Source organism: Haloferax sp. s1, from assembly GCF_058382125.1.
Genome location: NZ_JBZRPK010000678.1, coordinates 1 through 14,626, shown reverse-complemented (window position 1 = coordinate 14,626; position 14,626 = coordinate 1). Strand labels below are relative to the sequence as shown.

Sequence of the window (14,626 nt, the reverse complement as noted above, 5' to 3'; positions counted from 1 at the left end):
GAACCGGCCACGACGGGTACTGGCGTCCCCGGCTTCGGTGCCGTGCTCGCCGTGATTGCGCTGCTCGCGGTCGCACTCATCGCGGTGCGCCGCGACTAGTAACCGCTCGACGCGGTTCGTTTCATTCCTTTTTCATCTTTTGCGGTCCGAGAGCGACGCAACTGCCTACAGATTTTTATTACCGGTGTCCAAATCGGACAACGATGCCTCGACCCCGTTTCTTGATTTTTGCCCTTGTGGTTGCTGCGGTACTCCTCGCAGCGGTCGCACCCCCAACTCTTGGGGCGAGTGGCAACTACGATATCGACATCGACGGTTCCATCGACACCGTCGACAGAACTGTTTCGACAGAACGCGGCGACTTCCTCGTCACTGAGGTCGGCCGTGCCGACGCTGGCGATAGCGTCGGAGTCTCGGTTGACGCACCGAGCGGTGCCGAATACTCGATTATGATTCACGACGCCGACGAGAATATCCGCCGGTCGATTTCTCGCACCGGCGACGACTCAAAGTCATTCGATACCGACGGACTCGAACCGGGCACTTACTCCGTCTCGGCCACCAACCAATCGACCGAGGAGGTGCACGACGTTGAACCGCTCGTGATTCGCGCGTACCGCCTCACGGTCAACGCCGACGACGCCGTCGAAAATGGCAACGACCTCGACGTGACGGTCGAACTCGACCAAGTCGAGTCGGGCGAACCCGTCGAAACCGTCCAAGTCGTCCTCGCGAACGACTCCAAGAACACCCGAGTCGACGCTTCGAAAGTCAACGATTCGAACTACTCGGCGTCGGTCTCGACCGACGACTTCGCAACCGGCGACTACTCGCTGTACGCAGTCGTCCGCACCGACGACAAGGCGATGGGCGAGAACGAACTCGTCGGCGTGAGCGACGCTTCGACGGTCGAAGTCGTCGACCAGAAGGAATCCGAAACCTCGACGCCCGGCGGTGGCGGGTCCGGTGGCGACCCGTCCGACGGCGATTCGTCGGATGGCGACTCCGATTCCACGAACAAGACCACGACGACCACGTCGAACAACTCGACGACGCCGACGACCACGACAAACAACCCGACGACCACGACGACCACCGAAGGGACGGACCACTCGGAGCCCACGACTACGGCAACAACGACGACGGACAACGTCGTGACGCCAAACGAGTCGGCAACGACGACCGAGCAACCGACGACTTCGTCGGACGTCCCGAACACGGCACCCCAAGCGCTGTTCGGTGTGCTCGTCGTCTTCGCTGTCGGCCGACGACTCGTCCGTAACTGACTGACGCCACCATCTCGGTTGGCTCTTTTATGTAGCTTTCATTGGTAGCGATTGGGCTGACCGGAGCGACTGGGCTGACTGGAGAGATTGGGCTGACTGGAGAGATTGGGCTGACTGGAGAGATTGGGCTGACTGGAGTGACCGGAGCGTCTGACTAGACGATGGTAATCGAGCGCTTCGCCGTGGCTATGCAGTCGAGACCCATTCTCACATTGACACGCCAGCTATATGCTCCGTCGCGCATCACGTGGGGTAATGGCTGATTCGGTCTCCGAACATCGCCCCCGTTCAGTAGACGACGCAGCGACTGCTCTCCATTGTGAGCGTGTCGTTCGGGAGTACTCACGCGGTCCCGACTCGCTTTTTTCCCGTGGGTCGGACGCGCCGACGGTTCGTGCCCTCGATGGCGTCTCCCTGTCGATTTCGACCGGTGAGTTCGTCGCCATCGCCGGGCCGAGCGGCAGCGGCAAGTCGACGTTGTTGCACCTCCTCGCCGCCCTCGACACGCCGACGCAGGGTGACGTGACCGTCGCCGAAACCGACGTTCGTTCCCTGTCCGCTCGCGGTCGGACGAAGCTCAGACGCGATACCATCGGCATCGTCTTCCAGCATTTCCACCTGTTGCCCTCGCTTTCGGCTCGCGGCAACGTCGCACTCCCGCTTATCGAACGCGGCGTCTCCAAACGAGGGCGTCGCAAGCGCGCCGACGAACTGCTCGAACAGGTCGGACTCGCCGACCGCGCCGGGCACAAACCGGGCGAACTCTCCGGCGGCGAGCAACAGCGCGTCGCGATTGCACGGGCGCTCGTTTCTGACCCCGCGGTTCTCATCGCCGACGAACCGACGGGCGAACTCGACACGGAAACGGGCCAACGCGTTCTCGACTACATCGAACAGACGGCCTCTGACCGTGCGGTCGTCGTCGCAACGCACGACGACCACGTCATCGACCGGGCCGACCGCGTCGTTCGCCTCCGTGACGGTGTTGTGGTGAGCGATGAGTAGGCGGCATCGACTGCTCGGCATCCTCGGACTTGCTGTCCGGCGTATTCTCGGTCGCCTGCGGACGACCTCGTCCAAGCAGGTCCTGTTGAGCGTCCTCGGCGTCGCGCTCGCGGTGACGCTCATGACGACCGTCAGCGGCATCGCGCTCGGGATGGGTGCGGAGAACGCGATTCAAAGCGAGGATGTCGACTACTGGGTCGTCCCCGAGGCGAGTACGGCCTCTTCGGTCGCGGTCGACGTCGGCAGTCCGCAACTCGGTAACACACACGCGATTACCGAGCGACTCGACACGGACGAGCGCATCGACTACGCGACGCCGGTCCAGACGCAACTCGTCCGGTTGTCTCCCGGCGATGGAAACGGGTCCACAGAGGAGTACGTCCTGGTTGCAGGCATTATCCCACCCGAAAAGCCGACGAAAGTCGTCGGCGTCCCGACGGACGCGCTCGAACCGGGAGATCCCCACTATGCAAACGGCACCTACGAAGGGCCGCGAACCGGCGAACTCGTGCTCAACGAGGCCGGTGCAGAGCTGTTGGGTCTCTCGGCTAGCGACGAAGTGACCGCAACGGTCGGCAATTCGCGTGCGACGTTCACGGTCACCGACGTTCGGCAGGCCGACGTTTCGAGCGGCGTCGGTCCCGTTCCGGTTGCACTCGTCCACCACTCGGAACTCCAGACGATGACTGGGTCGACTTCTGGCGACCTCGCGGACCAACTCCTCGTAAGCACGAACGCCGCGGGCGTGAAGTCGGACATCGAAGCGGTGTATCCGCGAACTTCGGTCGTCACGCAGACCGGGCTAGCGGTTCGCGGCGCGTCTACGTCGAGTCTCCCGCTCGCGATGGCCGCCGTCTCACTTACCGTCGCCATCCTCGTCGGCGTCCTCTTCGTGGCGACCATGATGGGGCTCGAAGTCAACGCTGACCGGCGCAATCTCGCCGTTCTCTCGGCGATGGGCTATCGAACCGGCTCACAAACGCTCCTCGTCGTCGCGGAGACGGTCATCGTCGCTACTATCGGCGGCGTCATCGGCGTCGTCATGGGTATCGGCGGCATCCATCTGACGAACGCGATTACACAGGAGATACTTGGTGTACAGGTCGCGCTGTTCGACCCGATTCTCATCGGGTACAGCGTCGCCGTCGCGGCGGCTATCGGGCTTATCTCGTCCGTGTATCCCGCGTGGCTCACCTGGCGAACCCCGACACTGGAGGCGATGTCGCATGACTGATTCCGACCCGACTACTGCGCGATTCCCGCGACTCGCTCGCGCTCGCGCCGCGGCGGGCATCGCGTTCTCGCAACTCTCGCACGCCCGCGGGCGGACGGTTCTGACCGTCCTCGGCATCACGCTGGCCGTGCTCGCGGCGACGCTTCTCGCCGGAACAGGTATCGGTGTTATCCAGACGGGTCAACAGAAGTTTGACGCGGCTGGCCGCGACGTGTGGGTTACCGGCGGCCCGGTTCGGTTCTCGCCAGCCGGCGTCGGCGGCTTCGAGAACACTATTGTCGGCGCACACGAGTTAGACGCCGAGTTAGAGGCCCACGAAGACGTTCAGGTGGCGGTTCCGATGGCGTTCCAGACAGTGTACGTCAAATCGAACGACACGGACTATCAGACGCTCATCGGTGTTGGGTCGCCCGCCCACGGCGGGTCGGTTCAGATTACGAACGGCTCCGGATTCAGTTCTAGAGACGTACACTACGCCGACGGCAACTATTCCGGGCCGATGACTCACGAGGTCATCATCGACCAGCGAACCGCAGACATGATGAACGTCTCAATCGGCGACTCGCTGTACATCGGCGGGACAACGGGTATTGCTCGGAAAAACGAGTTTACCGTCGTCGGCATCTCGCCGACGTTCTCGCGGTTCCTCGGCTCGCCGAGCGTCGTCGTCCAGTTGAGCGAACTACAAGAAGTGACGGGAACGACCGGCACTGACAAAGCGACGATTATGACGCTCACCGTCGCCGACGACGCCGACCCCGAAGCGGTTGCGGACGACCTCGAAGCGGAGTATCCGGCCTACGATATTCGGACGAACAAGGAGCAACTGAAAGAGATTCTCCGCGACCAGGCGGTCCTCATGGCCGCCGGCGGAAGTCTTGTCTTCCTCGCGCTGCTCGCGGGGCTTGCGCTCACCGTGAATATCCTGCTCTCGCACGTGTACCACCAACAGCGGGAGTTCGCCGCGCTCAAGGCACTCGGTACGTCCTCGTCGACGCTCTCGTTAACGCTCGTCGTGCAGGCGCTCGTCCTCGGGACTGTCGGCGGTATCCTCGGCGTCGTACTCAGTTTCCCGGCCGCGCGCGGTCTGAACCGACTGGCGAAACTCGTCGTCGGGTTCGGTGATATCGTCGTCCTCCCGCAGTCCGTCCTCATCGGCGGCTTTGCCATCGCGTTCCTGATGAGCCTCATCTCGTCACTCGTCGTCAGCCGACAAATTGCCGGTATTCGACCGCTTGAGCACCTGTAAGGCGTCGGCTGTCCGCGGCGGCGACGATTTACACCGCTTTACGCACCCGCACCCACAAGCGATAGTTTAGTTACCCCGGACTGACCACCACTGCATATGGCAACGGCACGACGTGAGCGATTCATCCGTGCACAACTCGCGTGGATGCTCGGAGCGACGCTCATCCTCGTTCTCCTCGACTCGCTGTCCTACGAATTGGTGTTCGTCGTGTCGCTCATCGGCTTTCTCGTCATCGTCGAACTCACCGCGCCCATCGCAGTGACGCCGACGTGGCGGCGCAGACTCCTGTGGCTCATCGGCGGCGGACTCGTGGTCTTCGGATACATCGTCATACGACGGATTCTCGACATCCTTCCGTCGGGGGTGGTCTGAGTGCGTATCGGGTCTCGCGAGGTTGGCTATCCGCACCTCCTCGCAGCGGGCTTGCTCCTCACGATGCTCATCGGCGTCGGCATCGGTGCGAGCACGTCTTCGTCCACCTACGGCGCGTTCAACCCCGCGTGGGACGGTGGCTCCGGCGTTCGTGACGTTGCGGCGGACTCGCCCGCCGAGACGACCATTGCCTACAACACCACCGACTACGGCGAGGCTGAGGCGTCCCAGTCGGTCGCATTCGTCATCTCTCCTGAGACAGGGTACACCGACGCCGAGTCGGCCCGCATCGAGTCGTTCGTCCGCGACGGAGGGACACTCGTCGTCGCCGACGACTTCAGACCGCACGGGAATGCCCTCTTGACCCGACTCGGCGCAAGCGCGCGCATCAACCGGACGCCGCTTCGCGACGACCGCCACCAATTCAAGTCGGGCGCGCTCCCGATAGCGACGCAGACGACGTCGGACTCACTCACCAGTAACGTAGACCAACTCACGCTAAACCACCCGGCGACGGTGGCAGCGAACGAAAGCACCGTGCTCGTCCGTTCGTCGAACTTCTCGTACCGCGACACCGACGGCGACGAGGAACTCGACGAGTCCGAGTCGCTCCAGTCGTATCCCGTCGTGACTACTGAGCGACTCGGCGCTGGCGAGGTTGTCGTCGTCAGCGACCCGAGTATCTTCATCAACTCGATGCTCGAACAACCGGACAACCGCGCCTTCACAGCGTCACTTGTAGGGTCACACGAGACCGTCCTCCTGGACTTCTCACACACCAAGGAACGACCGCCGCTTCAGATTGCACTCCGCACCCTTCGCGACTCAGCTAGCCTCCAGTTACTCTTCGGCGGCGTCGTCGTCGGCGCACTGGCCCTCATCTCCCGGCGCGGCCGATTCGAGTTGTAACGACTGTTGCGGTCGTGCTGTTCGACAATACTCGTTTCCTCTCGTCCACGACTTGATTTTTTGTCTCAACTCTGTCGAAAGTCCGCACTTATTTGTGGTCGCCGTCCGGAGTAGCAGTAAGAATGAGTGCTCCCGAAGAGGTCTACTCAGCCATCCTCGACGAGACATCACAGCTCCTCGTCGGGAACGAAGACGCGATTGAGGCGCTTACAATCGCGTTACTAACCAACGGACACGTACTCCTCGAAGGGGTCCCGGGCGTCGCCAAGACGACGATTGCGAACCTCTTTGCGCACGCCGCGAACCTCGACTACCAGCGGATTCAGATGACACCCGACGTGCTTCCGGCGGACATCACCGGCACGCACATCTACCGCGAGAATCTCGGTGAATTCGACCTGCAGCGGGGTCCCGTCTTCTCCAACGTCGTCCTCGCCGACGAGATTAATCGGGCGACGCCGAAGACGCAGTCCGCGCTGCTGGAAGCGATGGAAGAGGGGCAGGTGACAATCGAGGGCGAGACGCTCAAACTCCCCTATCCGTTCATGGTCATCGCAACCCAGAACCCAATCGAGTACGAAGGGACGTTCAACCTCCCCGAGGCCCAGCGCGACCGCTTCCAGTTCAAGGTCGTCGTCGACCTTCCCGAGCGTGCGGACGAACGCGAGGTTCTGGAACGGTTCGACAACTCACCGTCGCTCAAGCCGTCGGACATTTCGAACGTCATCAGCGACGCCGATATCGGCGCAGCGCGGAAGGTCGTCACGAACGTCCACGTCGCCGACAAAGTGTTCGACTACATCCTCGACCTCGTCTCTGCGACGCGAACCCACTCCGCGGTCGACTTCGGCGCATCTCCCCGTGCCTCGCTCGCGTTCCTGCGAGCCGGGAAGGCTGCCGCAGCGATTCGCGGCCGCGACTACGTCATCCCCGACGATGTCAAGCGACTCGCGCCGCTCATCCTCTCGCATCGTCTCGTCCTCGGGACGGAAGCGGATATCAGTGGACGCAACCCGAGAGAAATCGTCGATGAAGTCGTCGACACCGTTCCGACACCGGAAGTCGAGTTAGGCGATTCGAAGCCGCCGTCGGTTGCGAGCGACGACTAAGCGCGGTCCGGGTCTCGATTCGATTCAGTTCGCTTTTTCGGTATCTTCGATTCCGTCGACTCCTGCAGCCGGCTCAGAGGTACCGTCACCCGATTTAGAAATATCGCCACCCGTTTCAGGAATATCGTCACCCGTTTCAGGAATATCGTCACCCGCTTCCCAGCGGCAGGTAACGGCGAAACTCGTCTCGTCACCGGGTGTCACCTCGGTGGTGACTGGCGTGTCGAGTCCGCGAGCGACGGTGACGCCGAGGAACGATGCAACAGGCGTGTCGAACGTCTCCGCCGACGCGAATCGACAGCCTTCGACGCGGACGGTGAGTCGGCCATCTGCGGCGTCTGTCTCCGTTGTCGTCGTCTCCACGAGTTCGAACAGTTCGACGAGCGCGTCGGTGGTCTGACGGGCGAGCGTCGTCGGGTCGTCACCGAGCGGACCGTCGCTGCTCCGCTCGAATTCGTCGAACAGACCGACGCCGCTCGGGGTGAACGTGACGCCGCGCTGTGTCTCGTCGTCGGTGACGACGAACGTGTCGCGAAGCGCGTCCGGGTCCGGGAGCGTGTACGACCGGTGCTCGGGAACGAATAGGCGAACTGTTTCCCTCTCAGCGTCGGGGACGTATACAGTCGTGTCCTGAAGCCCGAGTTCGTTGACGATGGCCCCGTGGTTTGCCGCGTGTGCTTGGAACACCGATGACCCGATGCCAACGGGGATGAACTGCTCGGGGCTGAGATATCGCGTCACGGCCGCGGCGAACAGCCCGATTGCGCCGAGAACGACGAGCACCTCTCGGACAGGTGGGAAGAGCGCAGCACCCAGTACCCCGGCGACACCGAGCGCGGCCAGCACGGCGGTTGCCTGTCGGTACTGGCTCTGTCTGAGGCTGTCGTACCGCTGTCTGAGCCGGGCGTTCTCGCGGCGGAGTGCAGCGAGTTCGGACGTGTTTTCGGTGTCGGAACTGCCCTGCGTCGGGGACGAGACGGGACCGTGTGACTGCCCGTTCGCCAGTTTGCGGTTATTCCGCTTGTCTACACTCATCGGTCAGCCTCCGCGGAGACGAACCCGAGTGTGACGCGCTCGTACCGGTGCAGCGCGTACGAGATGGTCGCCGCGAGTACGACGAACACCAGTGCGGACTGCCACGCCCACTTGAGACTCGCCCAGAGCGCCCAGACCGTCCCGAGCGCGACGAAGAACGCCGCCGTCAACCGGATGAGTCGGGGTCGATCCGGCGGCCACGAACACGCCGCACTCACGAGAAGTGGGAATGTCGCAACCTGTGTGGCAGTCACTAACCACATGGTCTCTGCCGACAGCAACGAGATTACCCAGAGTTGCGCAATGATAAACGCGGCTGGACCGGCGGTAGCGAGTGCACCACCGAGGACGGAGAGCCCAGCAACGACGCCCCACACACCGCCCGTGAGCGTTAACGCGCCGGTGAGTAGGAACACGCCGACCGCGTCTGCGGGGGTAAGCTCGTTTGACTCCAACACAGTTCGAATCGTCGGGATGCGCTGTTTCAGCGTTGTTTCCATCGAGTATCACTCCACCGTCGCGGCCGTCTCGGCCGTCGCCAGTTCAACTGCAGTCCGCGGTGCGACTTCGTAGGCGGTGACGTTCGGCAAGCGGTCGAGGCGCTTTCGGAACTGCTCGAAGTCGACAAATCCGTCGAATCCATCGCCGGAAGCCGTCGGTACGTCGCCGAACAACACGTTCGGCGTGAGAAAGACCGTCGTCTGACTGCTTCGTTTCGATGCGACGACGACGGACTCGTAGGTCTCGACTTTCGCCGAGTCGTCGGTAACGAGAACGAGGTGGTCCTCGCGGTCCGAGCGCAAACACGAGGCTTTGACTGCATCGAAAAGCGGCCGGTCGCTAACCCGCGAGACGTAGCTAGTCCCGTCGGAAAGGAACGGCCGAAGTGTCGTCGCAAACGCCGACTCGTCGCCGACGAGCGACTGGCTTCGCTTGCGGGCGTCTGCCGGCGCAACCGGTCGCGACGACTCGACCGTTCGGCGGTCGCCGTCTGTCGGTGTGACCTCCAGCAACTCCCGCCGAATCGTCTGGTATGCGTTCGATGACGACGACGGGCCGAACTCCCACGTCGTCGCGCTGTCGTCGACGAACTGTGCCGAAACCGGGTCACCGTGCAATTCCGCCGCGTGGATACAGCCGAGTGCGACTTCGCGCGCGTACGAGAACATCGTTCGACCCGTCGGCCCGCTGTTCATGTGCGACCCCATGTCGACGACGAGCGAGAGCAGATAGTCGGACGCAGACTCGAACTCGCGGATGTACGGTTGGTTCATCCGGGCTGTCGTCCGCCAATCAATCTGCGAGAGCGTATCGCCCGGGAGGTACTGCCGCGTCTCGTGGGGAACCAACCCCGGTCCAGTCTGGTCGCTCGAATGGTCTCCGAACGTCGCACCGACTAACTCGCCGCCCTGCCCGATGTGGACGCCATCGGGGGCCGGTGGTTCGACGAGACAGCGGGCATCGACATCCAGCGTCACCGTCTCGGTGAAGTATCCTGCTCGGTCTTCGATTGTGACACGGACAGTATCGAACGCGATTCGCCCGGCAATCGGGAACTCGACGCTGCACGTGGTCGAACCGGCGGTCGCGCCGGGTTCGATGGTGACTGTCCGGCGACTCCGCTCCGGTGCGTCCACACTCGGTGGTGCGACGAGTTCGACTTCGACGGGTGAATCGAGCGCGTCGGGCATCGATGCGGTCATCGTAACTGCGGCGCGGTCGCCGACGAACGCGGTCGCACGGTCGACCGAAACGGTCGCCGAAAGAGACTGGTCGACCTTAGTCATCGTCCGCAGCGCGCCGAACTGCGCAACTACGAGCCACGCGGCAAGACCGCCCGCGGCGAAAAGCGGCGTCGACTCGCCGAGGAGGACTGCAAAGACGGCGAAGAAGCACGCAGTTCCAGCGAGCACGGCCCACCGACGGGTCGGAAGCATCGTGGTGTCGATTCGTTGCACCGAAGTTGAATGTTTGTGTTCTCCGACGTGTAACCGGGCTACGATGGTTGTTGTCTATTGCCGTGTCGATTCATTCCAACTATCATATTGTCTGACGACCACGACTCTCATGACCTTATACAGTTGCTAAACGCGAAAAAACCCGCTGCGAGCGACTGTACGTCGATTTATCCCCAACACTCCTCAGATTTCTCACACCCCGTACCGGTTCAAATGCGAAAACCCATTACGGTCGCACGTTTGGCTACGAGTAGTGCGTAGAGACTGGAGTCGTTCGGTTTGTCTACTCTGGACGCTACTGATCGTGGTGAGTGCCGTCACGACAGCACCCGTTGCTGCCGTTTCGGCGATTGCCGACGAGAAAGCGCCAGTACCCCCCGCGCTCGGCGAGCACCAGTCGCTGCCGCAACAGACTGCGGAGGGGACGAACAACACCAGCGGCGTAATTCACGAGAACCCCGACGAGGTCGACGACGAGGACGACCTCAATCGCCTCATCTCCTATCTCTCCGGCGAGCTGAACACACAGATTGGGTCGAGTACGCTTCGACTCAGTCAAGGCGAGTACGAAGCCGCCAAATCGGCGCTCGGCGACGACTACGACGATTCGCTTAGCAAATACGTCGATGTCGAAGGCGAGACTGATGGGGACGGTTCCCGCGAGGAGTACGAAACCGTCCAGGAGACACAGCGCGAGTACATCGACACCGTCCGCGAGTTCCACGAGACGCGCCGGAAGTACGAAGCGGCGAAACAGGCTGGCGAGACGGAGCGCGCTCGCGAACTCGCTCGGCGACTGTCACACCTCGCCGACGACGGCGAAACGCAATCGGGGCAGCTGATCGAGGCGTTCGGCAGTATCTCGAACGAGACCGACAGCGACCTCACAGAGACGAGCACCCAACTCGCGTCGATTCAGTCCAACATCACCGAGCAGCGAAACGAGATTATCGGCCGCGAGTTCATTGCGACGAACCTTACTGTCGAGTCGTACGAGCAAAATATCTCCTTTACTGACCCGTTAGTGCTGTCCGGTTCACTCGCAACCGACAACGGAACGCCAGTCGAGGCGACGAATGCGAGCTTTGCCATCGGCGGACAGACGCTACAAACGGCAGTCGACGCCGACGGACAGTTCGAACTCACGTATCGACCAATACGGGTCCCAGCGAACAGTTCGGAACTCACCGTCACGTATCTCCCATCGAACTCGTCGGTGTACCAGATATCGGAGCAGACGATTCCCGTGTCGGTTACGCAAGTGACCGCGACGACGGCACTGTCTGGCCCCGCGAAGTCGGCGTACGGATACGCGGATTCGGTCTCCCTTCGTGCGACCGTGTCGGTAAACGAGACGCCGATTGCGAACTACCCGATTTCCGCATCGCTCGGTGGCGTCCCGCTGTCGACGGCGGAGACAGATTCGAGCGGCCGGTCGACGCTTACCGGAACGATTCCTGCGACTGCTTCGGTTGGCACCGCAGCGATTCGGGTGGCACCCGACCGTGATGGCCGCGCCGTCCGGTTCGAACCGGGAACGGTGTCGGTTCCCATCACGAGCGAGGAGACGGCGCTTGATGTGCGCGCCCGCACATCGGCGAACCGGACCGTCGTCATCGATGGACAACTCGAAACACAGGAGGGCGAAGCGGTCGGCGACCAACCTGTTACCGTCAGCATCGACGGTCAGACCATCGATACGGTCACAACCGGTGAGTCGGGAACGTATCGGACGACAATCGACCTCCCGGCAGACGTGAGCGCGAGGAACGCGACAGTTACGGTTGCGTTCGACGGTGACGGGACGAACCTCGACTCGTCGTCAGCGACGACGGACATTCCGCTCCCGAGCGGTGGTGGTGAATCGGCGGGCGGCGGGCTTCCGTTCGGCCTATTTGACCTTCTGTGGGTCGTCTCAGGCACGGCAATCGTCGGACTCGTCGCCGCGGTTCTCCTTCGACGAGGTAACGAAACGGCCGCCTCTGACGGGGGTACCGCAGAACCAGTCATCTCGACTCATGACGAGGAAACAGAGCCGGAATCGGCCGACGTGGTGGCCACCGCGCTCGAATCTGCGGTGGACTCGCTCTCTGCGGGCCGACCGAATGATGCTGTCGTCGTCGCCTACGCGGGAGCACGGAACGCACTCGCAGCAGCAACCGATATCGATGCCGCCGCGACCCACTGGGAGTTCTACGAGCAGTGTGTCGATGCGGAGGTCGGCTCTGCCGAGTCGCTCGAATCACTCACCGCTGGCTACGAAACAGCGGTGTACAGTGGTGTTTCGGTGAGTGAGGACGATGCCGAACAGTTAGTCGAGACGGCGCATGCGCTCGTCGATGCAACTGAACCAGACACGTTGACCAACTGATTTTTGTGTCTCTACTTCCCATCCCCAGATAGATGGCGGCGCGCTCAGACTGGAGACTTTACTTTCCCGAGCCGATTCGAGCCCTTCCGGCCGACCTCGCCGTAGTGCTCGCAACAGTCGTACTGACGCTCATTGCGGCACTCACGCCCGGACTCAACCAGACACCGCTTCGAGACATCATCGGCCTCCCGTTCGTTCTATTCGTTCCCGGATACACACTCATCGCCGCACTCTTCCCCGAGTGTGGTCCAACATCGAACGAACCAGACGGCGACTACAGCGGAATCGACGGTATCGAGCGGGTCGCACTCTCGTTCGGGGCGAGTATCGCTGTCTCCCCCCTCATCGGACTCGTCCTTAACTTCACGCCGTGGGGGCTTCGACTCGTCCCTATCCTCACCGCAGTGGGCGGGTTTACCGTTGTCACTCTCGTATTTGCGTCGGTCCGTCGGAACGCACTCCCCGAAGACGAGCGTTTCGCCGTCCCGTACGAGACGTGGATCGACGCGGCGAAGGGAGAGCTTTTCGACCCCGATTCCAGCACGGACGCGGTATTGAACGTCGTCCTCGTCGTGAGTCTGCTCCTCGCAACGACGTCTGTTGGCTATGTCGTTGCAGTGCCCAACGACGGCGGCGAGTCCTTCAGCGAACTGTACCTTCTCACCGAAGACGGAGACGAACTCGTGGCAGACAATTATCCTGAAACACTCGTTCAGGGTGAACCCACCTCGCTCGTCCTCGGTATCGGTAATCAGGAACACCGGCCGGTGAACTACACCACGGTCGTGTTACTCCAGCGGGTCGAAGTGGAGAACAATTCTACGACCGTCCTCGAAGAAGAGCGACTCAAGACGTTCTCACCGCAACTCGAACACAACGAGACGTGGCACCAGGAACACCAGATTCAGCCGACGATGACCGGTGAGCGCCTCCGACTGACGTACCTACTCTACAAGGAAGCGCCGCCGGAATCGCCGACTATCGAGAATGCGTATCAAGAAGTTCACCTCTGGGTCACGGTTCGCTCCGAGTAACGTTCAGTCGCTGGCGGCGTGACTCCCCATTACCAGAGACTGACATCTGTCTGACTTCGACCTCCGGAGAGAGGTTCGATACGCTATTTAACGCGACAGAGTCTTCTGATTGTCGTATATTTATAGACATAGCTAGACATTTGTAACCCACTAGTCGTGTAAAATACTAGTGTTCTTAATTTTATCACTCGTGATAATTGTTAAGTAATGTTTACGGTACTGCACACCGAATATTCGAAGGCAAAGTCAGGATGCGAGATACAGGAACCAAGGTCTCCCGCCGCGGTGGACGGGGTCCAAAGATCGAACGAATCGCAGACCGATACGGAATCACCGGTCTCGGCGATGAACTCGTCGACGCATGGCTCGGTGAAGGCCGAGAACAGCGGAGCCTCCGTGAACTCGAAGGGGACGTAAACAGACGGGTTATCCAGGCCGCCCTCGACGAAGCAGGCGCACACGTCCTCGACGGCGAAGTTGACAACTTCTATCGACTCCTGACGAGCGACGATGTGACTGCGGGTAGTCGCACCGAAGCACGGAACACGCTTCGGGAGAAGGGCGTTGATGTCGACCAGTTGGAAGCAGACATCATCTCCTATCAGTCGGTCTATAACTACCTCAAACGACATCGGAACGTCGAACGCAAATCCAGCGATGACGACCAGACCGCGGCTGAATCCGGACTGAACACGATTCGAAAGCTTCGGTCTCGACTACGGACGGTTACAATCGACGTTATCGACCGTCTAGTCAAGGCCGAGGAAGTCGTCATCGGCGCGTACGAGGTCGAAGTGGACATCCGCGTAACCTGTACAGACTGCGAAACACGAATGACACCGGCGGCGCTGCTCTCCTCCGGGCACTGTAACTGCGACCACGCAGTAGACGAGTAGCCACGCCAGACAACACAGCTCTTCACATGAATAACTCAGAGGCATTTGAGGCAGGAACTGTTCGAATTCGAAATATTGGGGGGATCGATGAACGTACTGTTACCCTCTCACCCGGTGAAACCGTTCTCACCGGTCGGCACGCGCCTAACCAAACGTCGTTCCTTCGCG

Annotated in this window: 14 protein-coding genes; 11 read left to right on the top strand and 3 right to left on the bottom strand. The window is 61.5% G+C overall.

Annotation, left to right across the window (positions count from 1 at the left end; genetic code table 11):
- The 8 genes from QT222_RS16985 to QT222_RS16950 all read left to right on the top strand — a co-directional run.
- Positions 1 to 99, top strand: a 99-nt coding sequence (locus QT222_RS16985) for a PGF-CTERM sorting domain-containing protein (protein WP_491477850.1), incomplete at its 5' end; no start/stop codon positions are given.
- Positions 100 to 203: 104 nt separating this feature from the next.
- The gene (locus QT222_RS16980; protein WP_179955340.1) at positions 204 to 1,286 is read left to right on the top strand and encodes a cell surface protein; all 1,083 of its coding nucleotides are present in this window, start codon (positions 204 to 206) and stop codon (positions 1,284 to 1,286) included.
- A gap of 255 nt (positions 1,287 to 1,541) precedes the next feature.
- Entirely contained in the window at positions 1,542 to 2,291 is a 750-nt protein-coding gene (locus QT222_RS16975; RefSeq protein WP_004059632.1) for an ABC transporter ATP-binding protein, read from the top strand.
- The gene (locus QT222_RS16970; RefSeq protein WP_491477849.1) at positions 2,284 to 3,525 is read left to right on the top strand and encodes an ABC transporter permease; all 1,242 of its coding nucleotides are present in this window, start codon (positions 2,284 to 2,286) and stop codon (positions 3,523 to 3,525) included. The genes QT222_RS16975 and QT222_RS16970 overlap by 8 nt, the downstream gene beginning before the upstream one ends.
- Positions 3,518 to 4,774, top strand: a complete 1,257-nt coding sequence (locus QT222_RS16965; RefSeq protein WP_004059634.1) for an ABC transporter permease — start codon at positions 3,518 to 3,520, stop codon at positions 4,772 to 4,774. Before QT222_RS16970 ends, QT222_RS16965 begins: the two co-directional genes overlap by 8 nt.
- A gap of 96 nt (positions 4,775 to 4,870) precedes the next feature.
- Positions 4,871 to 5,146 (top strand): DUF8044 family membrane protein, encoded by a 276-nt coding sequence (locus tag QT222_RS16960; RefSeq protein WP_004059635.1) that lies wholly within the window; start codon positions 4,871 to 4,873, stop codon positions 5,144 to 5,146.
- On the top strand, positions 5,147 to 6,055 hold the full coding sequence (locus QT222_RS16955; RefSeq protein WP_491477848.1) for a DUF4350 domain-containing protein: 909 nt from the start codon (positions 5,147 to 5,149) through the stop codon (positions 6,053 to 6,055). It abuts the gene before it with no gap.
- A 122-nt stretch (positions 6,056 to 6,177) separates the two neighbouring features.
- Positions 6,178 to 7,164: an AAA family ATPase gene (locus QT222_RS16950; RefSeq protein WP_004059637.1), complete on the top strand. Its 987-nt coding sequence runs from the start codon at positions 6,178 to 6,180 to the stop codon at positions 7,162 to 7,164.
- A gap of 24 nt (positions 7,165 to 7,188) precedes the next feature.
- On the opposite strand, the gene QT222_RS16945 is transcribed toward QT222_RS16950, so the two are convergent.
- Genes QT222_RS16945 through QT222_RS16935 form a run of 3 tightly spaced genes read right to left on the bottom strand, consistent with a single transcriptional unit; the run spans position 7,189 to position 10,136 of the window.
- Complete coding sequence (locus tag QT222_RS16945) at positions 7,189 to 8,199, bottom strand: DUF7982 domain-containing protein (RefSeq protein ID WP_491477847.1); 1,011 nt, start codon at positions 8,197 to 8,199, stop codon at positions 7,189 to 7,191.
- On the bottom strand, positions 8,196 to 8,699 hold the full coding sequence (locus QT222_RS16940; RefSeq protein ID WP_491477846.1) for a DUF8163 family membrane protein: 504 nt from the start codon (positions 8,697 to 8,699) through the stop codon (positions 8,196 to 8,198). The genes QT222_RS16945 and QT222_RS16940 overlap by 4 nt, the downstream gene beginning before the upstream one ends.
- Before the next feature lie 6 nt (positions 8,700 to 8,705).
- The gene (locus QT222_RS16935) at positions 8,706 to 10,136 is read right to left on the bottom strand and encodes a DUF58 domain-containing protein (RefSeq protein WP_491477845.1); all 1,431 of its coding nucleotides are present in this window, start codon (positions 10,134 to 10,136) and stop codon (positions 8,706 to 8,708) included.
- A 325-nt stretch (positions 10,137 to 10,461) separates the two neighbouring features.
- On the opposite strand from QT222_RS16935, the gene QT222_RS16930 reads away from it, so the two are divergent.
- The 3 genes from QT222_RS16930 to rdfA all read left to right on the top strand — a co-directional run bounded on the left by QT222_RS16930 (position 10,462) and on the right by rdfA (position 14,458).
- The gene (locus tag QT222_RS16930) at positions 10,462 to 12,528 is read left to right on the top strand and encodes a hypothetical protein (protein ID WP_491477844.1); all 2,067 of its coding nucleotides are present in this window, start codon (positions 10,462 to 10,464) and stop codon (positions 12,526 to 12,528) included.
- Positions 12,529 to 12,560: 32 nt separating this feature from the next.
- A complete protein-coding gene (locus QT222_RS16925) occupies positions 12,561 to 13,562 on the top strand; it encodes a DUF8471 domain-containing protein (RefSeq protein ID WP_491477843.1) in 1,002 nt (333 codons plus the stop codon).
- 251 nt (positions 13,563 to 13,813) lie between these two features.
- A complete protein-coding gene (gene rdfA / locus QT222_RS16920; RefSeq protein WP_004059643.1) occupies positions 13,814 to 14,458 on the top strand; it encodes a rod-determining factor RdfA in 645 nt (214 codons plus the stop codon).
- Positions 14,459 to 14,626: the final 168 nt, after the last annotated feature.